21 protein-coding genes are annotated in these 20,222 nt (G+C 62.9%); 3 read left to right on the forward strand and 18 right to left on the reverse strand.

Annotated elements, in window-relative coordinates; genetic code table 11:
- Window positions 1-28 precede the first annotated feature (28 nt).
- On the reverse strand, window positions 29-235 hold the full coding sequence (locus tag ACYVG8_RS03175) for a YbdD/YjiX family protein (protein ID WP_051528854.1): 207 nt from the start codon (window positions 233-235) through the stop codon (window positions 29-31).
- Entirely contained in the window at window positions 225-2,300 is a 2,076-nt protein-coding gene (locus ACYVG8_RS03180) for a carbon starvation CstA family protein (protein WP_460745008.1), read from the reverse strand. The genes ACYVG8_RS03175 and ACYVG8_RS03180 overlap by 11 nt, the downstream gene beginning before the upstream one ends.
- Before the next feature lie 551 nt (window positions 2,301-2,851).
- Here ACYVG8_RS03180 and ACYVG8_RS03185 point away from each other — a divergent pair.
- Window positions 2,852-3,562 carry a response regulator gene (locus tag ACYVG8_RS03185; protein WP_028499290.1) on the forward strand — a complete coding sequence of 237 codons (711 nt, stop codon included), beginning with the start codon at window positions 2,852-2,854 and terminating at the stop codon, window positions 3,560-3,562.
- Window positions 3,559-4,863: an ATP-binding protein gene (locus tag ACYVG8_RS03190; protein ID WP_460745009.1), complete on the forward strand. Its 1,305-nt coding sequence runs from the start codon at window positions 3,559-3,561 to the stop codon at window positions 4,861-4,863. Before ACYVG8_RS03185 ends, ACYVG8_RS03190 begins: the two co-directional genes overlap by 4 nt.
- A gap of 282 nt (window positions 4,864-5,145) precedes the next feature.
- Here ACYVG8_RS03190 and ACYVG8_RS03195 read toward each other — a convergent pair whose 3' ends face one another.
- From ACYVG8_RS03195 to ACYVG8_RS03245, 11 genes are all read right to left on the reverse strand, one after another.
- Window positions 5,146-5,508 carry a hypothetical protein gene (locus ACYVG8_RS03195; protein ID WP_028499289.1) on the reverse strand — a complete coding sequence of 121 codons (363 nt, stop codon included), beginning with the start codon at window positions 5,506-5,508 and terminating at the stop codon, window positions 5,146-5,148.
- 172 nt (window positions 5,509-5,680) lie between these two features.
- Window positions 5,681-6,217 carry a dTDP-4-dehydrorhamnose 3,5-epimerase gene (rfbC, locus tag ACYVG8_RS03200; protein WP_460745010.1) on the reverse strand — a complete coding sequence of 179 codons (537 nt, stop codon included), beginning with the start codon at window positions 6,215-6,217 and terminating at the stop codon, window positions 5,681-5,683.
- Window positions 6,218-7,099: a glucose-1-phosphate thymidylyltransferase RfbA gene (gene rfbA, locus ACYVG8_RS03205; protein WP_028499287.1), complete on the reverse strand. Its 882-nt coding sequence runs from the start codon at window positions 7,097-7,099 to the stop codon at window positions 6,218-6,220.
- An 11-nt stretch (window positions 7,100-7,110) separates the two neighbouring features.
- The gene (rfbD, locus tag ACYVG8_RS03210) at window positions 7,111-8,001 is read right to left on the reverse strand and encodes a dTDP-4-dehydrorhamnose reductase (RefSeq protein WP_460745011.1); all 891 of its coding nucleotides are present in this window, start codon (window positions 7,999-8,001) and stop codon (window positions 7,111-7,113) included.
- Window positions 7,998-9,065, reverse strand: a complete 1,068-nt coding sequence (rfbB, locus tag ACYVG8_RS03215; protein ID WP_028499285.1) for a dTDP-glucose 4,6-dehydratase — start codon at window positions 9,063-9,065, stop codon at window positions 7,998-8,000. Before rfbB ends, rfbD begins: the two co-directional genes overlap by 4 nt.
- 165 nt (window positions 9,066-9,230) lie before the next feature.
- Window positions 9,231-10,007: a ferredoxin--NADP reductase gene (locus ACYVG8_RS03220; RefSeq protein ID WP_028499284.1), complete on the reverse strand. Its 777-nt coding sequence runs from the start codon at window positions 10,005-10,007 to the stop codon at window positions 9,231-9,233.
- 179 nt (window positions 10,008-10,186) lie between these two features.
- Entirely contained in the window at window positions 10,187-11,548 is a 1,362-nt protein-coding gene (locus ACYVG8_RS03225) for a 4Fe-4S binding protein (RefSeq protein ID WP_460745012.1), read from the reverse strand.
- Window positions 11,545-12,372, reverse strand: a complete 828-nt coding sequence (locus ACYVG8_RS03230) for an FTR1 family iron permease (protein ID WP_460745013.1) — start codon at window positions 12,370-12,372, stop codon at window positions 11,545-11,547. The genes ACYVG8_RS03225 and ACYVG8_RS03230 overlap by 4 nt, the downstream gene beginning before the upstream one ends.
- 7 nt (window positions 12,373-12,379) lie before the next feature.
- Window positions 12,380-12,700, reverse strand: coding sequence for a cupredoxin domain-containing protein (locus tag ACYVG8_RS03235; protein WP_028499281.1), 321 nt, complete (start codon window positions 12,698-12,700; stop codon window positions 12,380-12,382).
- An 86-nt stretch (window positions 12,701-12,786) separates the two neighbouring features.
- On the reverse strand, window positions 12,787-13,323 hold the full coding sequence (locus ACYVG8_RS03240) for an iron transporter (RefSeq protein ID WP_028499280.1): 537 nt from the start codon (window positions 13,321-13,323) through the stop codon (window positions 12,787-12,789).
- 131 nt (window positions 13,324-13,454) lie between these two features.
- The gene (locus ACYVG8_RS03245) at window positions 13,455-14,567 is read right to left on the reverse strand and encodes a glycosyltransferase family 4 protein (protein WP_460745014.1); all 1,113 of its coding nucleotides are present in this window, start codon (window positions 14,565-14,567) and stop codon (window positions 13,455-13,457) included.
- Window positions 14,568-14,729: 162 nt separating this feature from the next.
- Between ACYVG8_RS03245 and ACYVG8_RS03250 the strand changes: the two genes are divergently transcribed.
- Window positions 14,730-15,053 carry a hypothetical protein gene (locus ACYVG8_RS03250; RefSeq protein ID WP_028499278.1) on the forward strand — a complete coding sequence of 108 codons (324 nt, stop codon included), beginning with the start codon at window positions 14,730-14,732 and terminating at the stop codon, window positions 15,051-15,053.
- Between the two features lie 3 nt (window positions 15,054-15,056).
- Here the strand turns inward: ACYVG8_RS03250 and ACYVG8_RS03255 are convergent, their stop codons facing one another.
- The 5 genes from ACYVG8_RS03255 to ACYVG8_RS03275 all read right to left on the reverse strand — a co-directional run bounded on the left by ACYVG8_RS03255 (window position 15,057) and on the right by ACYVG8_RS03275 (window position 20,193).
- Window positions 15,057-15,302, reverse strand: coding sequence for a hypothetical protein (locus ACYVG8_RS03255; protein ID WP_028499277.1), 246 nt, complete (start codon window positions 15,300-15,302; stop codon window positions 15,057-15,059).
- A gap of 143 nt (window positions 15,303-15,445) precedes the next feature.
- Window positions 15,446-15,664, reverse strand: a complete 219-nt coding sequence (locus tag ACYVG8_RS03260) for a hypothetical protein (RefSeq protein WP_460745015.1) — start codon at window positions 15,662-15,664, stop codon at window positions 15,446-15,448.
- Between the two features lie 88 nt (window positions 15,665-15,752).
- Window positions 15,753-17,090 carry a TolC family outer membrane protein gene (locus tag ACYVG8_RS03265; protein ID WP_036385996.1) on the reverse strand — a complete coding sequence of 446 codons (1,338 nt, stop codon included), beginning with the start codon at window positions 17,088-17,090 and terminating at the stop codon, window positions 15,753-15,755.
- 2 nt (window positions 17,091-17,092) lie between these two features.
- Window positions 17,093-18,457 (reverse strand): HlyD family type I secretion periplasmic adaptor subunit, encoded by a 1,365-nt coding sequence (locus tag ACYVG8_RS03270; protein ID WP_211249617.1) that lies wholly within the window; start codon window positions 18,455-18,457, stop codon window positions 17,093-17,095.
- Window positions 18,458-18,468: 11 nt separating this feature from the next.
- Window positions 18,469-20,193, reverse strand: coding sequence for a type I secretion system permease/ATPase (locus ACYVG8_RS03275; protein ID WP_276324990.1), 1,725 nt, complete (start codon window positions 20,191-20,193; stop codon window positions 18,469-18,471).
- Window positions 20,194-20,222 lie beyond the last annotated feature (29 nt).

Below are 20,222 nucleotides of genomic sequence, written 5' to 3' on the forward strand. Positions count from 1 at the left end.
TGCGGCCATTGTCATTCCGGATCGGCAATCAGCAGGGACACTTGCTGAGCTTGCCGCTCTTGCCCGGATAGCGCGCCTCGATGGCCGCGCGGTGGAATGCCGCCCGGCTCATCGCCGGAAGGTCCGGGTGGTGGTCGCGCATGTGCGCGACATAGGTGTCGTAATCCGGCACCCCCACCATCAGGCGCGCCGTCTGCGCCAGACGGCGCGCCACGAGCTTCACGTTAAGCAGCATGGGTGCCTGTTGCCTCCTTGCGATACTGGACCGGGGTTTCGTGCATGGTCGGATGCGCCTGTGCACGTGCCTTCAGGATAGCCCGGAATCCGAACACCAGCATCATCACCACCACCGCCATGAAGCCGGCGCACAGCGCCGCATCCACGTAGTCGTTGAAGATGATCTGCTGCATCTCCGCCGCCGTCTTGGCCGGCGCCAGCACTTCGCCATTGGCCAGGGCGCCGCTGAACTTGCGGGCATGGGCCAGGAAGCTGACCTTGACGTTGTCGTCGAACAGTTTCAGCCAGCCGGCGTACAGGGTCGAGATCAGCACCCAGACTGCAGGTACGACCGGCACCCATACGTACCGACCCTTCTTCATCTTCACCAGCACGACGGTGGCGAGGATCAGCGCGATACCGGCCAGCATCTGGTTGGCGATGCCGAACAACGGCCACAGCGTGTTGATGCCGCCCAGCGGATCGACCACGCCCTGATACAGGAAGTAGCCCCAGAAGCCGACCGACAGCCCGGTCGCCACCAGGTTGGCGGTCCACGACTCGGTGTTGCCCAGCGGCTTGATGAAGGTGCCGAGCAGATCCTGGATCATGAAGCGGCACACGCGGGTACCGGCATCGACGGTGGTCAGGATGAACAGCGCTTCGAACAGGATGGCGAAGTGGTACCAGAACGCCATCATCGTCTTGCCGCCGATGACCTGGTGCAGGATGTGCGCCATGCCGACCGCCAGCGTCGGGGCGCCGCCGGCGCGCGACAGGATGGTGGTTTCACCGACGTCCGCCGCCATTTGCGTCAGCATGTCCGGTGTCAGCACAAAGCCCCAGCCGGAGATGACCTGGGCCGCTTCGGCAGCGGTCTTGCCGATCACGGCAGCCGGGGCGTTCATGGCGAAGTAGACGCCCGGATCGAGCACGCAGGCGGCGATCAGCGCCATGATGGCGACGAACGACTCCATCAGCATGGCACCGTAGCCGATCATGCGGGCATGGGTTTCATTCTCCAGCATCTTCGGCGTGGTACCGGAGCTGACCAGCGAGTGGAAGCCCGACACCGCCCCGCAGGCGATGGTGATGAACAGGAACGGGAACAGGCTGCCGGCAAAGACCGGGCCGGTGCCGTCGATGAACTTGGTGACCGCCGGCATCTGCATGTCCGGCGCCACGATCAGGATGCCGATGGCCAGCCCGCAGATGGTGCCGATCTTCAGGAAGGTCGACAGGTAGTCGCGCGGTGCCAGCAGCAGCCACACCGGCAGCACCGAGGCAATGAAGCCGTAGGCCATCAGTGCCCAGGCCAGCTGCGTACCGCTCAGGGTGAACAGCGGCGCCAGCGTTTCGCTCCTGGCCACGTCACCACCATAGACGATGGCCAGCATCAGCAGGATAAAGCCGACCACCGAGATCTCGCCGATGCGCCCCGGGCGGATGTAGCGCATGTACACCCCCATCAGCAGTGCGATCGGGATGGTCATTGCAATGGTGAACGTGCCCCACGGGCTGCCGACCAGCGCCTTGACCACCACCAGCGCCAGCACGGCGAGCAGGATGACCATGATCATCAGGATGCCGACCGAGGCCACCACGCCGGCGACCGGGCCGAGTTCCATCTTGATGATCTCGCCCAGCGACTTGGCATCGCGGCGGGCAGACAGGAACAGGATCAGGAAGTCCTGTACCGCACCGGCCAGGATCACGCCGACGATGATCCACAGCGTGCCCGGCAGATAACCCATCTGCGCGGCCAGCACCGGGCCGACCAGCGGGCCGGCGCCGGCAATGGCGGCGAAGTGGTGGCCGAACAGCACCCATTTGTTGGTCGGTACGTAATCGAGGCCGTCATTGTGACGTTCGGCCGGCGTCAGCCGGCGCGGATCGAGTTCCAGCACCTTGCTGGCGATGAAGCGGCTGTAGAAGCGGTAGGCGATGAAGTAGCACGACACGGCGGCCACGATCAGCCAGATGGCATTGACCGATTCGCCGCGATTAAGTGCCACCACGCCGAGCGCCCAGGCGCCCAGCAATCCCACGCCGCCCCACAGCAGCGTGTCCTTGATGGATTTCATGTGTTTGTCCCCACGGGTTGTGATTTGTGGCGTCTGACGCGCCTGACTGTGCCATTTGGCACGCTTGCCGACCTGATTTCAAGCCGGGATTTTCCGGGCCGCAACATTTGCGCCGCCACAAATATTCATAAACGAATCAATAATTTTCCTTATCCAACATGACGACCAGGCCGACCGCTTTCGCCATTCATGCCGGTCGGGCGCCGGTTCTGGCGGGCACGGGTGGATTCATTGCCGCATGTCGGCCGGTCATGACATTTAATATCGCCGGTTTTTTCAGCTTTGCCATTTTCTGTTTCTCCCGCCGCCGGCGCCGTCCGGGCATCCCGCCCGCGCCGGCGGCCCGGGCGCCGCCCCCGACCCGCTGCCGATACGGGAAACGATGCCGGCAACGGCGGGATCAGTGCGAAAATGAACACGACCGTCTGTCGCATTTTCGTCAATAAAATTGTCCGATCAGCCCGCAAACGGCAGCAAATGCCCCTTCCCCCTCTTGGCAGACACGCCGCTTGGAGTAAGGTGTGCGCTGACGCATTTTCCTGCCCCCGACCATGCCCACAAAACTGTTGCTGGTGGAAGACGATGCGGCGCTGGCCGGCCTGATTGCCGACTATCTGCGCCAGAACGGCTTTCTCGTCGATATCGAACCCCGTGGCGACCTCGCGGCCGCCACCATTCATGCCACGCCGCCGGATCTGGTCATCCTCGATCTGATGTTGCCGGGCATGGACGGTTTTGCCGTCTGTCGCTCGGTTCGCGAACGCTATACCGGCGCCATCCTGATGCTGACCGCGCGCGACGATCCCATCGACCAGATCCTTGGTCTCGAACTCGGTGCCGACGACTACCTGACCAAGCCAGTCGATCCACGGCTGCTGCTGGCCCGCGTCCGCATGCTGCTGCGCCGGGTTTCCCCCCCGGCGGTGGCGGCGGACCCCGCCCCCGCCGGCTGTGATGTGCTGCGTTTCGGCGAACTGGAATGCAACCGTCGCAGTCGCCAGGTGCTGCTGGCAGGCGCGCCGCTGCCGCTCAGCACGGCCGAGTTCGATCTGCTGTGGCTGCTGGCCAGCCGGGCCGGCGAAGTCATCGGGCGCGAATCGCTGCTCGAGTCGCTGCGCGATCTCGGTTTCGACGGCGAAGACCGCTCGCTGGATGCCCGCGTGTCCCGCCTGCGCAAGAAACTCGATGAACGCGGCGACCTCGACCGCATCAAGACGGTCCGCAGCCAGGGCTATCTGTTCCGGCCCGGAGACAGCGCTTGAACCGGCGCGGCCTGCAGAAGCGCGGACTGTTCTGGCTGTTCTTCCGCTACTACATCATTCTGGCCTGCACGCTGGCGCTGCTGGTGACCCTGGCCGGCTGGCTGCTCGACACCCAGCTTGACGAGGATGTCCGCGAAGACGCGCTGGGGCGTACCGCCGACGTGATCCAGCTGATGCGCTCCGACTACGCCCGTACCCGGGCCGATGAATGGAGCTCGCTGACCCGCTATTTCAATGCGACCGGCCCGTACTCGGTTGCTCTGCTCGACGCGCCCGCCCATGCCGACATGTGGCTGTCGTCGAATGGCGATCTGGTCTACGCCCGGCTCGGACCGACCCATACCCTGGTCATCGGCCCGATCGACGCGCTGGCAACCAAAAGCCGCGATCTGCTGCTCAATACCCAGCATCAGCTGGAGCTGGTGGTGACGCTGCTGGTCGCACTGGGCTTCGGCATCGGCCTGTATGCGTGGCTCAAGCCGCAGTGGCGCGACCTGATCATGCTGCTCGATACCGCCGAGCGTCTCGGCGAGGGCCAGTTGGCCACCCGCGCGCCACCGGCCGAGTCACGGCTGTTCCAGCCGATGGTCACCACGCTGAACAGCATGGCGAGCCGGCTCGATGCGCTGCTGGCCAGCCGCCAGGTCATGGCCCATGCGCTGGCCCACGAATTGAAGACCCCGCTGGCCAGGCTGCGTTTCGGCCTGGCCCTGCACGACACGGCACCGGACCCGCAGGCACGCGCGCAGCGCCGCGCCGGCATCGATGCCGATCTGGAAGAGCTGGATCGCCTGATCAGCGACAGCCTCGGCTGGGTACGGATGGCCGGTGGCCAGGTCGAACTGCGCAGCCAGCCGCTATCGCTGGCCCACTGGCTGGCCGAGCAGATCACGCCGGTTGCCCGCGCCTACCCGGCGCTGGAGATCCACTGTCAGGTCGACACGACCCTGACCGCCACCCTAGACCCGGTCCAGTTCGGGCTGGCCATCCGCAATCTGCTGGGCAATGCCGCTCGCCATGCCCGGTCCCGCATCGACATCGCAGCCCGGATCGAGGAAGACGACAGTCTGACACTGACCGTCGATGACGACGGGCCCGGCATTCCGGAAGACGCGCGCGAGCGGATCTTCGAGCCGTTTGTCCGCCTGGACGCGGCACGCAACCGTGAAAGCGGCGGCACCGGCCTCGGGCTGGCACTGGCACGTGCTGCGGTCGAACTGCATCACGGCAAGCTGTCCGCCCTCGAGTCGCCGCTTGGCGGTGCCCGTTTCTGCATGAGCGGCCTGCGCCCGGCGCCATGACCGGCCCGGAACGGGTTCGACAGACGCAAGAAAAGGGACCTTTCGGTCCCCGGACTGCTCATGAAGTTGGGCACCGACGGTCGCGGTGGCGTCGGTACACGCCCGACTGACAGAGTCTGCCGTGAGCACGGCAGTCTGCCTGATTGAATCCTGCCTCTTCCGTCCCCGCCGCCGCGGGGAAACCTCGCTTCGCTCGTCCGTTCTTCGTGGCAGGGACCGACACAAGAAAAGGGACCTTTCGGTCCCTTTATTGTCCAGGCTACTTCCCGTAGACCTGCTTGATTACTGCGCCGGAGTCGCGGCCGGTGCAGCAGCCGGCTTGGCGGCGGCCTTCTTGTGGCTGCTCTTCTTGTTGTGATGAGCAGCGGCCTTCTTGTGCTTGGCAGCATGCTTGGTGGTGGTGTCAGCCTGGGCTTCCTGTTCAGCCTTGGCCGGAGCCTTCTTCACCGCAGCCTTTTTGGCCGGGGTCTTCTTGGCAGCCACTTTCTTGTGTGCAGCCTTCTTGTGCGTCTGGGTCGTTTGCGTGGTCTTGGCGGCCGGAGCGGCAGCGGCATCAGCAGCCGGAGCGGCCGGGGCAGCAGCCATGGCGATGGCGGTGGAACCTGCAAACAGGGCAGCAACGAGGGTGGTCAGCAGCTTGTTCATTTCATTTCTCCAAATCGGTCGGGGGCAAGGCGCTGTTCAATGTGTTGCGCCATGGATGTAGTGTCGTCCCGAACCCTTTCCGCGTCAGTGCGGCAAGCGTTTCACTTGGTATGCGTATGTATTGTCAGCTGCTGTCAGATACCGTCACATTTCCTCGCGCGAGGCACTGCCGTCAGCGCGGGTCGAAGGGCAGCGCCAGCCGGTCCTTTTCCGACAGGATGGGTTCGCGAGCCAGTGGCCAGCGGATGCCGATGCGCGGATCGTTCCAGGCAATGGTCCGTTCCAGTGCCGGGCACCAGGTGTCCGTGGTCTTGTACAGCACCTCGGCCCCGGCGGACAGCACCAGATAGCCGTGGGCGAATCCTTCGGGAATCCACAACTGCCGCCGGTTCGCCGCCGACAGCGTGACGCCGGCCCACTGCAGAAAGGTCGGCGACGATTCGCGCAGGTCGACGGACACATCGAACACTTCGCCCTGCACGACCCGCACCAGCTTGCCCTGCGCACGCGGAGCCAGTTGCTCATGCAGGCCGCGCAGCACGCCTTCGACCGAGCTGACCTGATTGTCCTGGACGAAGGTCACCTCCCGGCCGATCACGGCATCGAATGCCGACTGCCGGTAGCTTTCATGGAAAGTGCCGCGCTCGTCATGAAACACGGTCGGTTCCAGCAGGGCGAGCCCGGGCAGGGGGGTGTCGATCAGCCGCACTCAGAACACCGGCTGCTTCAGCAGGTTGAGCAGATACTGCCCATAAGTATTCTTGAGCAAGGGTGTGGCCAGCCGCTCCAGTTGTGCCGCGTCAATATAGCCCAGCCGGTAGGCTATCTCTTCCGGGCAGGACACCTTCAGGCCCTGTCGGGTTTCGATGGTGGCAATGAACTGGCTCGCCTCCAGCATCGACTCGTGGGTGCCGGTATCCAGCCAGGCATAGCCGCGACGCATGGTCTGTACATCGAGCATGCCGCGTGACAGGTAGACCTTGTTGATATCGGTAATCTCGAGTTCGCCCCGTGCCGACGGCCGGATCGAACGGGCAATCTCCACCACCTGCTTGTCGTAGAAATACAGTCCGGTCACGGCATAGTTCGATTTCGGCTGTGCCGGCTTTTCTTCGAGACTGAGCACCCGCCCGGCTTCGTCAAACTCGACCACCCCGTACCGCCCCGGATCCTGAACCCGGTAGGCAAATACGCTGGCGCCATCGGTCTTGCGATCAGCGGCACCGAGCAGGCTGCCAAAGTCATGGCCATAAAAGATATTGTCCCCAAGCACCAGGGCCGACGGCTGACCGGCCAGAAAGTCCTCGCCGATCAGAAAGGCCTGTGCCAGCCCGTCCGGGCTGGCCTGGACCGCGTACTGCAGGTTGAGTCCCCAGCCGTGACCATCACCCAGCAGTTGCGCGAAACGTGGCGTGTCCTGCGGGGTGGAGATGATCAGGATGTCACGAATGCCGGCCAGCATCAGCGTGGCCAGCGGATAGTAGATCATCGGCTTGTCATAGATCGGCAGCAGTTGCTTGCTGACCGCCAGTGTCGCCGGATACAGGCGGGTGCCGGATCCCCCGGCGAGGATGATGCCTTTTCGTGCCATGGGAATTCTGCTCAATCGTTCAACTGCGAAAATACATGGTCGACACCAGCCTGCCAGTGCGGCATCAGCAGGCCGAAGGTCCGTTCCAGCCGTTCGCAATCCAGCCTGGAATTGGCCGGACGCGGTGCCGGCAGCGGATAGTCGCTGCTCGGGATCGGCTGAATGGCATCTGTGGTCAGCGCCAGCCGCAACCCGGCCTGTTCGGCGAGGCCTACCACATGCCGCGCATAGTCATACCAGCTGGTCTCGCCGCGTGCAGTCAGGTGGTAGGTGCCGTACGGGAAGGCCTGCGGCGACTGCAGGTAGCGGGCAAGCAGATGCGCGGTCGCATCGGCCACCAGCGCCGCCGAGGTTGGCGCCCCGACCTGATCGGCAACGATGCTCAGCGTTTGCCGTTGTTGCGCCAGCGCCAGCACCGTCTTGAGGAAGTTGTTGCCATGCGCGCTGACCACCCAGCTGGTGCGCAGGATCAGGTGCCGGGCGCCGCTGTTGCGGATCGCCTGCTCCCCGTCCCACTTGGTCTGTCCGTACACCGACTGCGGCTGGGCCGCATCGTCTTCGACGTAGGCACCTGCCTTGCGACCGTCGAACACATAGTCGGTCGAGTAATGAACCAGCAACGCATCATGTCGCGCCGCCCAGGCGGCCAGCCGTGCCGGCGCCTCGGCATTGATGGCGGCCGCGGCGGCCGGTTCGGTTTCTGCCTGATCGACCGCCGTATAAGCGGCCGGATTGACAATGATGCCGGGCCGGAAGCGATCGAGCGCCGCCTCGACGGAGGCCGGATCGGACAGATCCATCTGCGCGCGATGACAGGCGACGATATCGCCCAGCAATGCCAGCGCGCGTTGCGATTCAAATCCGACCTGGCCATTGGCGCCAGTAATCAATATGCGGGTCATGCCTGGCTTCCATAGTGCAGGTCTACCCAGTCGCGGTAGGCGCCACTGGTGACATTGTTTACCCAGTCCGGATTGGCCAGATACCACTCGACCGTTTTCCGGATGCCGGTATCGAACGTTTCCGCCGGTTTCCAGCCCAGTTCGCGCTCCAGCTTGCGCGCGTCGATCGCATAGCGGCGATCGTGGCCCGGCCGGTCGGTCACGTAGTGAATCTGGCTGGCATAACTATTGCCATCGGCACGCGGTCGCAATGTGTCGAGCATTCGGCACAGGGTGCGGACCACGTCGATATTCGGCTTTTCGTTCCAGCCACCGATGTTGTACGTGTCGCCGGGTCGCCCGGCGTCCAGCACCCGGCGGATCGCGACACAGTGGTCGCCCACGTACAGCCAGTCGCGCACCTGCAGGCCATCACCGTAGACGGGAAGCGGTTTTCCGGCCAGTGCATTCAGGATCACCAGCGGGATCAGCTTTTCCGGGAAATGGTACGGCCCGTAGTTGTTGCTGCAATGGGTGGTCAGCACCGGCAGACCATAGGTATGGAACCAGGCCCGCACCAGGTGGTCGGACGCGGCCTTGCTGGCTGCATACGGGCTGTTTGGCGCACAGGCATCGTCTTCGGTGAAGGGAGCGTCGTCTGCCGACAGCGTGCCGAAGACTTCATCGGTGGAAACATGCAGGAAGCGGAATGCCGACCGCCCGGCCTCGTCCAGCGTCTGCCAGTACGCGCGCGCCGCCTCAAGCAGGGAAAAGGTGCCGACAATATTGGTGTCGACAAAGTCCGCCGGGCCATGGATCGAGCGATCGACATGGCTTTCGGCGGCGAAATGGATCACGGCCCGTGGACGATGTGTATCCAGCAACTGGCTGACCAGCGTCCGGTCGCCAATATCGCCGTGCACAAACTGGTGCCGCGAATCACCGTGCAGGCTGCGCAGCGTATCCAGGTTGCCGGCATAGGTGAGCTTGTCAAGATTGACCACCAGCTCGTCGCTTTGTGCCAGCCAGTCGAGCACAAAGTTCCCACCGATAAATCCGGCACCGCCCGTAACCAGAATGGTCATAATGTTCTGCTTGAATGAGATGCCGCTTTGATCGGAGCCCGGGCCGACAACTTGACCCGCCCGGCCATGAAAATCGCAAAAACCGCATTCTAGCGCAGCGCTCTCCCGGGCACGACAAAGCCGGCTTGCGCCGGCTTCGGACTGACTGGCGTCAACCGCCGGGCATCACTTCTCGACGAAGGCGCGCTCGATGGCGAAGTCGGCCGGATCACCCATGCGCGGCGATTCCTTGAAGCCCATGCCGGTCAGCATCACCGTCAGGTCGTGCAGCATGGCCGGGCTCCCGCAGATCAGCGCCCGGTCATTGGCCGGATCAAGTTGCGGCAGGCCGATGTCGGCGCACAGCTTGCCGGACGCCAGCAGGTCGGTCAGGCGGCCCTGATTGCGGTACGGTTCGCGGGTCACGGTCGGGTAGTAGATCAGCTTTTCGCGGACGATATCGCCAAAGTACTCGTTTTCCGGCAGTTCTCTGGTGATGTAGTCGTGATAGCCGAGCTCGCTGACCCAGCGCACGCCGTGGGTCAGGATGACTTTTTCGTAACGCTCGTAGACTTCCGGGTCCTTGATGATGGACATGAACGGGGCGAGCCCGGTCCCGGTCGACAGCAGATAGAGGTTCTTGCCCGGCAGCAGGTTGTCCTGCACCAGGGTGCCGGTCGGTTTCTTGCTGACCAGCACGGTGTCGCCGACCTGCAGATGCTGCAGCTTCGACGTCAGCGGGCCATCCTGTACCTTGATGCTGTAGAACTCGAGGTGCTCGTCATAATTCGAGCTGGCGATGCTGTAGGCACGCATCAGCGGCTTGCCGTTGACTTCGAGACCGATCATCACGAACTGGCCGTTGATGAAACGCAGTCCCTCGTCACGGGTGCAGGTGAAACTGAACAGGGTGTCGTTCCAGTGATGGACTGAGAGGACACGTTCGGCGGTCATGTTCGACATGGCAACTGGATACGGTGAGTGTCTGAGAATGCACGCATTGTACTGGCAGCGTAAAGCGCCGCCTACACAAAATACCGATAAGCAATATCAGGCGTGCCCATTAAAACAAAAGGAAATTATGGGGTTGCCGACCCATCCATATGGGATAAGGGCCGGCCCATGTCATTCATCATCCTGGGCTACCAGATGTAGAACAACAAGACCCACATCCCGAGAAACAGCCCGAGACCGGGCAGGATACAGGACAGTGCCAGCAGGCTGCGTCCCCTGCCCGCACCACGCCGGCGTGCCAGACGCCACAGCAGGCGCAGGCTCCACAGCGCGGCGGCCGACAGCAACGCCGCCCGCCACCACGGCAGGTTCGGGATATTCAGTCCCTCGTGTTTCAGCAAGGTCACGGTGGTCATCGACAGGCCGAGGAACACGCCGACCCCGGCCAGCGGAATCAGCCCCTGGGCCAGCTGGTCCAGCGTGCGTCGGCCGCGTCCCGGCAACCCGCGATCGGCCGCCCACAAGCCGGCCAGCAGCATGCTGCCGACCACCGCCGCCGTACCGAGGATAAAGCCCAGCACCAGCGAACCATCCAGCCAGCTGAAGCTGTCGTTGACTTCCGGGTAGTGCGTCAGCAACCACCACGGCGCACCGTCATCCAGCGGCCAGTAGATATCGCGGTTGATCAGCCAGGTAGCAATATCCTGCTTCAGCGCGACCAGCCACGGGCTGGACGACCAGGCAAACGCGCCGAGCGCAATGCCCATCATGCCGTAGACGATCAGCAGCGTCGGCCAGCGGCCGGAATCGGCTACCTCGACGATTTCCGCTTCCGGACTGCGCGGTGCCAGGGTCACCGCATCGCGATACCCGCTGCAGCGCCCGCACATGTGACAGTCGCCGGCGCCCTGCATATGGCCGATGGCGACCAGTGGCGCACAGTTGATCGGAATGACCTTGCGTCCGGGTTCGCGGAATTTCTCGTGATCGACCTTGAAATGCCACGGCGCCAGCCGCGCCAGCAGGTTGAACACGCCGTTGACCGGGCACAGATAGCGACACCAGACCCGCTTGCTGCTGCCATACAGCAGGCCAACGGCAACGGCGGCCACCGTCGACCCGCCCAGCACCAGCAGCACCGCCAGCGGATACTGGTATACGCTGACCAGTTGCCCATAGATGGTGGTCAGCGCAAACGCCACGAACGGCCAGCCGCCCCAGCGCATCCAGCGCGGAATCGGCCGGCGCAGGCCGCGTTCACTGGCCCACTCCGACAGCATGCCTTCGGGGCACAGCCAGCCGCACCAGGCGCGCCCGAACAGCGGCATGGACACCAGCACGAATGGCCACCACACGCCCCAGAACGCAAATTGCGCCAACACCGTCAGGTTGTTGAGCGCATGGTCGGTCTCGGTCGGCAGCGGCAGGAACGGCGGCACGACCAGCAGGGTCGCGTACACCAGCACGATCCCCCACTGCAGGCGCCGCAGCCAGTGTGCGTGGCCGCGCAGCCAGTCTCCTGCCTGCGCGGCGTAGGTAGCAACAGTCATGCTTTTGCCACGACCCCGGACTTTCCCGCCCGCTTCAGCAGCAGCGTGGTCACGACCCAGTAGCCGAGCCAGACCAGCAGCAGCGTCAGCGCCGGATGTGAACGATAGCCGGCGAAGTCGGCCAGGATCTTGCCGAGGCCATAGCTTTCGTCAAGCAGGCCGGAGCTGTCCCACAGCTGGTCGATGCCGGCCGGCAGGGTGCCCATGCCGATCAGACGATCGATACCGGCATTCAGCAGTGCGCCCGCCAGCAGCAGCAACAGGATTTCGGTAACGCGGAAGAACACCCGCCACGACAGCCAGCGACCGCCAAGCTGCAGTACGTAGAAAGTGGCCAGCGCGGCGACAAAGCCACCAATGCCGGCCAGCAGCAGGCTGGCATGGTTGTCGCTGCCGGCCACGGTGCCGTACAGGAACACCACCGTCTCGCTGCCTTCGCGCGCGACGGCGATCATCACCAGCACCAGCATGCCCCAGTAGTTGCGCTGCGCCGCCTGGGCGGACAGCCCCTGCTCCAGTTCCCGCTTCAGCGTGCGGCCGTGGCGCTTCATCCACACCACCATCTGCACCACCAGCGCCGCGGCGACCAGCGCCATGCCGGCCTGGAAGTATTCCTGCCCTTCGTCGCCCAGCCAGTCGGCCACGCCGAGCAGCATCAGCGCCAGCGCGCCGGACAGCGCCAGGCCGGCGGCCACGCCGCCCCACAGGAACGGCATGCCGCCGCGCCCCAGATGCGAGTTTGCCTTCAGCCATGCATAGAGAATGCCGACCACCAGCAGCGCTTCGACGCTTTCACGCCAGACGATAAATGCGACCTGTTCCATCCTGCTCTCACTTCACCACGATGACGCCACGCGCCTGCGGGTGGAAATCGTCAAAAAACGGGTATTCGCCCGGCGAGGCGCCCATCACCACCACCGACGACTTGACGCCGGGTGCCAGCACCTTTTCCTTGCGCAGCGGCAGGCTCTCGAATTCGGCCGGGGTCTTGCCGGTATTGATGACTTCGATGCGGAACTTGGTCTTGGCCGGCGCGACGATGCGTGTCGGCGTCAGCGTGCCGTCCTTCAGCTCGACGCGAAAAGTCGGCATGTCGTCGGCGAAGGCCAGACCGCCGAACATGAGCAGGCACAGGGCTGCAGGTAAACGCATGATCCATCCTCAAGCACTTGCGGCCCGGCGAAGCCGCCAGGCCGTTTTTCTGCGACAAGCGACGGCCAATGGCCGCCGCGCGCGTCTTAGTAGCCGCCCTTCTTGCCGGTACCGGCGTAGGCGAATTCATAATTGAGTTCGATCGGCTTGAACCACGGGCCCACGCCGGTTTCCTTGTCGACGTGACGACCGAAGTGAGCATGCTGGTTCGCGCTCGGCGGCAGGATGGTGTACTTGAGCTTGTACTTGCCAGCGCCTTCGAGCTTGATGTTGTCGCCGTAGTGCGGGCCGTCCGACGCAACCATCGGCATCAGGTCGCCCTTTTGCACCTTGGTGCTGCCGACCTTCTGCAGTTCGTACTTGACCACCAGGTACGGCATCCATTCGCCTTCGCCGAAACCGGTCGGATTGGCCTTGGCGGCGTGGATGTCAGCTTCGAGGTGGATGTCGCTCTTGGCGGCGTCCAGCATCATGCCGTCCGGGTCCATCTTCACCGGTTGCAGGTAAACGGCGGCGATCTCCATGCCGCCCTTGATGGTCGGCTTGCCGATCGGGTATTCCGCAGCACTGGCTTGCAGTGCGAGGGCAACGAGGCTGAGCCCCAGCAGCGCTTTCACTTTCATGTGACGTGTTCCTCAGAGGGGTGAAATGGGCGGATCATTAACGGGAAGTTAACGAAATGCGCGGATAAAGGATTGTACCCGCATTTCAATGAATGAGAAACAGTCGCAAATAGAGACAATGCTGAGGCGGATTATTTGCCTGAGACATCGCGATACAGCGCAGCGTACCGCTCGACCATATGCCGCGCAGTGAAATGCCCGAGATAGCGTTGCCGTGCGCGCGCGCCCATCGCGGCCGCCAGCGCCGGTTCATGCCACAGGCGGTCCAGCGCCTGGCGCAGGGCTTGTACATTGCCTGGTGGAACTACCAGGCCAGTCTCCCCATCCAGATTGATATAGCTGGTGCCGGTACCGATCTCACAGGACACAAGAGGCTTGCCGTGCATGGCGCCTTCGATCAGCGTCACGCCGAACGCCTCGGAACGCAGGTGTGACGGGAACACCACACCGAGGCAGAGCACCAGCAACGCGGCCTTGTCTTCATCCGGCAGCGGTCCGAGGAAATGCACGTTGTGCAGCCCCAGGCGCTGCGCCTGCGCGCGGAGTTCGGTCTCCATTGGTCCGCCCCCGACAATCGCAACCGGATAATCGCAGCCTGCCAGCGCGTCAAGCAGGATGTGCAGACCCTTGTAGTAACGGATGGCACCAACGAACAGGAAGAACTTTTCGCCCAGCCGTTGTCGCCATCCGGCCAGCCGGGCCGGATCTGGCACCGGCTGACTACCCTCGTCGACCCCGAGAGGAATCACTGCCACCCGGTCGGCAAAGCGCTGGAGCACCGGGCTGGTGACCAGGTAATTCGGCGAGGTGGCAACGATCCGGTCCACACTGGACAGGAAGCGGTTCATCAACGGTCGATACAGGTGCAGCAAGGTCTTCTGCTTGACGATGTCCGAGTGGTAGGTGACGACGCTCGGTTTCTTCATCCGCGTGGCGAAGTGAACGACGTCCATGAACGGCCACGGGAAATGGTAGTGAACGACATCGGCCTGACGTGCGAGTTCGGCAAACCGGCCGAACACCGCGGCGGAGAAGCCGGTCGAGGCAACATAGCAATCGAGCCTCGCGCGATGCACAACATGCCCAGCCACACGCTCGTCGCGCGCCGCGCCGCGCGGACTCAGGGACAGCACCTCGGCGTCAAGGCCGAATTCGCGCCCTCCTTCGGCAAGCTGATAGATGACCTGTTCGACCCCGCCAAAACTGTCGGGGTAATAGGTTTTGAAGAAGTGAAGAATTCTCAAATGGCGTCTCGCAATGGTGGAAAAGCACATCGCCCCCGCCAGAAAGATCGGGACCGGCCATCACGATACCATCCACCACCGCCAGTACCGGCGCTGGCAAATGACGAGGACGCCCCCATATACTTGCCTTACGCCGGGGAACCGGCCCTATGCTGGAAACCGATGAACCGCAGTACCGCCCAATGTCGCCAGTGGTTGGCGCACCACCTGCCCGAACCAGCGCTGGCCGCGTGGCGGGCTCTGCCGCGCGCGCAGCTGCGTGCGCGCATCCGCGAAACCGACAAGCAGCAGCACTTTTTCTGTAGCATGGGACTGGCATTGGTGCTGTCGTCAGTAGCCACGCCGGCCATTGGCCTGCCGGCGACGTTCCTGCTTGGTCTGGTCAAGGAAATCTGGGACGAGCGTTATGGCAGCGGATTTTGCTGGTACGACATGGCAGCCAACGCCATCGGCATAATGGCCGCCCTGCCGCTGATTCTGGTATAGCCGTTACAGCAGGCAGCGCCAGAGCACGTCGGAGAAATCTCCGCCGCCAATCAACTGGACTACTGCTTCGGAGGCATCGAGGCTGTTGTAGGTGGGCAGCGGAGCGGAAACGGCCTGCGTGGTGGGCTCCGGCGCGCCGAACAGCAGTTCCAGCGGCTCGGGGGCGGGGCTCAACGGCAGCGCCGATACCGGCAGGGCGTCGAAGGCCCCAGTCAGCTCCCTGGCATCATCAGTGGAAATCGAAGGCATGGGCGAGTCTCTGAAAGGTCGGAGCAGCGTAACAGGCTATCATACGCCGGCCTCACCATCGTGTTGCAACTATCCACCACGTGCACACCCGATGCCGACATGAAGAACACGCTCTTCAGCAAGCAGCCACACACATGAAAACCCTAATGGCATGAATTGTCACGCGGCCAATATTTAATACGCACATATCGATCGATGTCCTGCATGGCAGCGCAGGCCACGGGACAGTGAACGGCGACAACGGCATCGCTACAGCCAGCCATGCCTGCATCCCACTGCACGATCAGCCGCATAGCTGCGGTCACCTTCAAGGGCAATACTGTCACGAAAGGCAAGGAGACCATGAACAGCATCAAGCTCACGCCATTCGCATGAGCGTGAATCGCTCAATTACCACAGCCTCCCGCCACAACACGTGATCGCGCCATGGCGGGCATGCCTTCTCTTGCCTCAGAACGCTGCTTCCGCACTGAAATAGCGGTCAACCTCGATGATATCCGCCTCGCTGAGCTCGCCAGCTGCCGCTTTCAGACGCACGCGGCTGATCAGGTAGATGTACTTGGCCTCGGCCAGGTCGCGGCGCGACTGATAAAGTTGCTCCTGCGCATTGAGGATGTCGGCATTGGTGCGCAAACCGGCCTTGAATCCCATCAGCGTGGATTTCAGCGAGCGCTCACTGGACTTGACCGCCAGATCCAGCGCCCGCACCTTGCTGGCGCCAGTGGTAGTGCCCGTATACTGGCGAACCACCTCGGTGCGGATCTTGCTGATCGCCGCCTCCAGATCCTCTTTCGCCTTGTCCCGATTGGCGGCCGCCTGGCGGGTCAGTGCCGATGTATAGCCACCAGAGAACAGTGGAATATTGACCTGCACACCGATGCTTCTGCTGGTCGTCCGCTGGTTGACCGTCGTCACCGAATCACTGTCGGCCTTGGAGAACGAACCAACCAGATCCACAGTCGGATAGTGCCCGGCCTTGCTGCGATCAATTTCACGGTCAGATATTTCGACCGCCTTGCGCTGGGCACGGATTTCCGGGTTGTTGGCCAGTGCGCGTTCGGTCCACATGGCAGCCGAATCCTGCATCGTCGGCAGCACGAATGCATCGCCGCTGAGTACTGCCAGCGAGCGCGGCGTTTCGCCAATCAGTTCCTGCAGCGTCTTCAGCGAGACCTGCAGCCGGTCCTCGGCCTCAATGCGCTGGGCGTCGGCGATATCGCGCCGCGCAGTCGCTTCGTCCACGTCCGTTACCGTTCCGTCTCCGAGTTCGTACATGCGCTTGGCCGCCGCCAGCTGTTCGCTGATGGCCTTGAGCTTGGCCTCGGCCAGGTCGATCGAGTCGCGCGCCAGCAAGACGTCCATGTAAGCGCCTGACAGGCGCACAGCCAGATCCTGCAGTTTCTGGTCCAGCACCGCATCGCTGTATTCAGCGCGCGCATTACCCTGCCGGTACTCGGCCAGGCGCTGCATATTGAATAGTGGCTGGCTAAGCTGCACGCTGGCGCTCTTGCTCGTATAGTCAAGGTCCTCGGTGAACGTCCGGCCCAGGTAGGGCTGCTTGCGATCCCCGGTCACCTTGTACTTGTAGCCGCTGGCGCTGATCTGCGGCAGCAGGCCGGCGCGCCCGAGGTTGCGGTTTTCCTGTCCAGCCTCGTTTTCCTTCAACGCAGCACGCCAGGTCGGATCGCTCTCGCGCGCAGCGTGGTAGGCGTCAAACAGGCCGATCGCCTGGACGGCCGGTGCGGCGCAGGCTAGCGCCACAAAGGTGGCAATGAAAGTCCGTTTCACCGTCATTGCTCCTTGAACGCGCCATCGACGCGATCCAGCAAAGGTTTGATCAGGTAGTTGAGCATTGTGCGTTCGCCCGTTTTGACTACCACCGACGCCGGCATCCCCGGACGGATCTGGTTCTGGCCAAGCATGACCAGTCCCTTGTCGGTCACTTTTACCTGCACCAGGTAATACGGCATATTGGTACGTTCATCGACCAGGCGGTCAGCGGACACCGTGTCGACCACACCCGGAACATTCGGTGTCTTGGCATGGCTGAAGGCCGGGAACGACAGTTCGACCGGCAGCCCCGGATGCACCTTGTCGATCAGTTGCGGCGCCACCTGTGCCTCGACCACCATCGGCTCATTGCGCGGCACCACATCCATGATGTGGAAGCCCGGCTGGATAACCCCGCCAACGGTATGCACATTCAGCCCGACCACGATGCCGTCAATAGGCGACTTGATCTGCGTATTTTCGAATTCGTAGCGCAGTGCACTCAGGCGATCAGCCTGGGCATTGGCATCCTTCTGCACGTCAGTCAGCAACGACTGAACTTCTTTTTGATACTCCTGCCGGCGCTGGAGAATGCGGAGCTTGAGCTCAGCAATCTGGTTATGGGTGCGACCGATATTGGCCAGATCCTCCGCCAGCGAGCCGTTGATCTGCAGCGCATCGCGCTCCAGGCCCAGCATGCGGTTGCGCGGCACATAGCCTTCCCGGGCCATCTCGCGCACGCCCTTCAGTTCCTCGTTCAGAAAACCCAGTTGCTGCTGGCGGGACTTCCGGACCTGTTCCTGCCCATGCAGTTGCTCAAGCGCAGCAGCCAGGTTTTCTTCCAGAATGCGGATTTCGCTGTCCAGCGACGAACGTCGAGTCGTGAACAGGCGGGTCTGCAGCGCGATCGCTTCCTTCACCCGCAGGTCGTCCCCAAAACTTTTCAGCTCCGGTATCGGTTCCAGATTGGTCTTGCCATCACGCTCGGCCACCAGACGACTTTCCACCGCCTTGGCTGAAATGAACTGCGCCTCGGCCATACCCAGCTGTGAGCCAGACTGGGTCGGGTTCAGCTTGACCAATACCTGGTTTTTTTTCACCGCCTGGCCTTCGCGCACCAGAATCGCATCCACCGTGCCACCGGTCAGATGCTGGATGGTCTTGCGGTTACTGGCGACCTTGACCGACCCCGGTGAGGTCACCCCGGCATCGAGCGGTGCCAGCATGGCCCATAACATAAAGCCTCCAAAGCCCAGGATCAGCACACCCAGCCCCCAACGCACTGCACGATGAGAGTTGATATCCACGGGCGACGCTTCACCCTCGGATGCCGGGCGGGTCGCCTCGGCATCCATGATTTCAAATTTTTTCTTCAGACTTTTCATGGTCGTTTCGTTCAAGCGACATCAGTGGAAACGGGGGCCTGCTGCGGAGCAGGCACGGCCGGCTGCTGGGCCTGCATCAGAGCCTGCAGCACCTGGTCGCGTGGCCCGTACATCTGCATCGTGCCGTCGCGCAGTACCATCAGCTTGTCGACAGCGTTGATGATGCTGGTGCGGTGAGTAATCAGCACCACGGTCTTGCCGCGCTGCTTCATGCCTAGAACGGCCCGAACAAGCGCGGCCTCGCCCATGTCGTCAAGATTGGAGTTCGGTTCGTCGAGCACGATCAGGGCCGGCTCGCCATACAGGGCGCGGGCCAGACCGATACGCTGCTTCTGCCCGCCTGACAGCAGGCTGCCGTCAGCACCGAGCCGGGTATCGTAACCCTGCGGAAAACGCAGGATCATGTCGTGCACACCGGCCAGTTGTGCCGCAGCAATGACCATACCGCTGTCGATTTCGCCAAAACGCGCGATATTCTCGGCAATCGTGCCCTCGAACAGTTCGATATCCTGCGGCAGGTAGCCGATGTGAGGCCCCAGTTCGTCCTTGTTCCACAGAAAAATGTCGGCGCCGTCGAGCCGGACCTTGCCTGACTGGGCCGGCCAGACGCCCACCAGCAGACGGGCCAGCGTCGACTTGCCGGAAGCCGACGGGCCGACAATACCGACCACGTCTCCCGGATTCATCGCAAAACCCAACCCGCGCAGAACCGGTGCCTGAGCGCCCGGAGGCGCGGCAATCACATTTTCCACCACCACCTGCCCTTGCGGCACCGGCAGGCTCATCGAGCTGCCGCGTGGCGGGTGCTCGGTCAACAGCTCGTCCAGCCGCGCATAGGCGGCACGGGCACCGATCAGTTGCTTCCAGGTACCAATGGCCAGTTCGACCGGCTGCAGCGCGCGCCCCATCAGGATCGAGCAGGCAATCATCATCCCCGGGGTCAGCTTGCCTTCGATCACCAGCAGTGCACCGGCGCCCAGGATCAGTGATTGCAGCGAAATACGGATGAATTTGGTGATGGTGTTGATCTTGGCCGCCCGGTCCGAAGCCAGCGTCTGCATCGCGAGGATGCGGCTGTGATGAACGAACCATTTGCCTCGGATTGCAGGCAGCATGCCCATCGCTTCGATCACCTCGGCATTGCGCAGATTGTTGTTGGCGAAAGCACCAGAGGCAATCGATGCCTGATTGGCCTCGGCCAGCGGCTTGCGCGTGGCGACCTCGGTCACCCAGGCGAGGCAAAACAGCACCACGGCGCCAAACAGCACGATCAGGCCTAGCATCGGGTGGAACATGAAGCACACAGCCAGATAAATCGGTGTCCACGGCGCATCGAAGAAGGCGAACAGGCCATTGCCGGTCAGGAACTGGCGCACGCTGGTCAGGTCATGGATAGTCTGCCCAGGGTTGCCGCCGGCGCGGCGCAGGTTCTTCTCGAATGCAGCAGTGAATACCCGGTTATTGAGCCGCATATCCAACTGATTGCCAACGCGGATCAGCACCGCTGAACGTGTGTATTCAAGTGCCTCCATCAGCGCGAACAACCCCAGCGTCATCAGTGTCAGCATCAGCAGCGTGGTTTCGTTCTGGCTGGCCAGCACCCGGTCGTACACCTGCAGCATGTAGATCGACGGCATCAGCATCAGCAGGTTGATGACGAAGCTGAACGCGCCCAGCGCATAGAAAGTCCGGCGAAAGTCGTAAAGCACCGCACCCAGTTCAGTGCGCTTTGACAACAACGATTTCATCATGTTTGGAACTCGGT

The organism is Microvirgula curvata, assembly GCF_054781615.1.

Bases quoted from the DNA above. Each gene is read 5' to 3' on its own strand.
- ACYVG8_RS03270 (WP_211249617.1), bottom strand. From the start codon at position 18,457: ATGAAAAGTCTGAAGAAAAAATTTGAAATCATGGATGCCGAGGCGACC.
- rfbD (WP_460745011.1), bottom strand. From the start codon at position 8,001: ATGACCCGCATATTGATTACTGGCGCCAATGGCCAGGTCGGATTTGAA.
- ACYVG8_RS03195 (WP_028499289.1), bottom strand. From the start codon at position 5,508: ATGAACAAGCTGCTGACCACCCTCGTTGCTGCCCTGTTTGCAGGTTCC.
- ACYVG8_RS03255 (WP_028499277.1), bottom strand. From the start codon at position 15,302: ATGCCTTCGATTTCCACTGATGATGCCAGGGAGCTGACTGGGGCCTTC.
- ACYVG8_RS03220 (WP_028499284.1), bottom strand. From the start codon at position 10,007: ATGTCGAACATGACCGCCGAACGTGTCCTCTCAGTCCATCACTGGAAC.
- ACYVG8_RS03180 (WP_460745008.1), bottom strand. From the start codon at position 2,300: ATGAAATCCATCAAGGACACGCTGCTGTGGGGCGGCGTGGGATTGCTG.
- ACYVG8_RS03240 (WP_028499280.1), bottom strand. From the start codon at position 13,323: ATGAAAGTGAAAGCGCTGCTGGGGCTCAGCCTCGTTGCCCTCGCACTG.
- ACYVG8_RS03250 (WP_028499278.1), top strand. From the start codon at position 14,730: ATGAACCGCAGTACCGCCCAATGTCGCCAGTGGTTGGCGCACCACCTG.
- ACYVG8_RS03225 (WP_460745012.1), bottom strand. From the start codon at position 11,548: ATGACTGTTGCTACCTACGCCGCGCAGGCAGGAGACTGGCTGCGCGGC.
- ACYVG8_RS03175 (WP_051528854.1), bottom strand. From the start codon at position 235: ATGCTGCTTAACGTGAAGCTCGTGGCGCGCCGTCTGGCGCAGACGGCG.
- rfbA (WP_028499287.1), bottom strand. From the start codon at position 7,099: ATGGCACGAAAAGGCATCATCCTCGCCGGGGGATCCGGCACCCGCCTG.
- ACYVG8_RS03235 (WP_028499281.1), bottom strand. From the start codon at position 12,700: ATGCGTTTACCTGCAGCCCTGTGCCTGCTCATGTTCGGCGGTCTGGCC.
- ACYVG8_RS03185 (WP_028499290.1), top strand. From the start codon at position 2,852: ATGCCCACAAAACTGTTGCTGGTGGAAGACGATGCGGCGCTGGCCGGC.
- ACYVG8_RS03230 (WP_460745013.1), bottom strand. From the start codon at position 12,372: ATGGAACAGGTCGCATTTATCGTCTGGCGTGAAAGCGTCGAAGCGCTG.
- rfbB (WP_028499285.1), bottom strand. From the start codon at position 9,065: ATGACCATTCTGGTTACGGGCGGTGCCGGATTTATCGGTGGGAACTTT.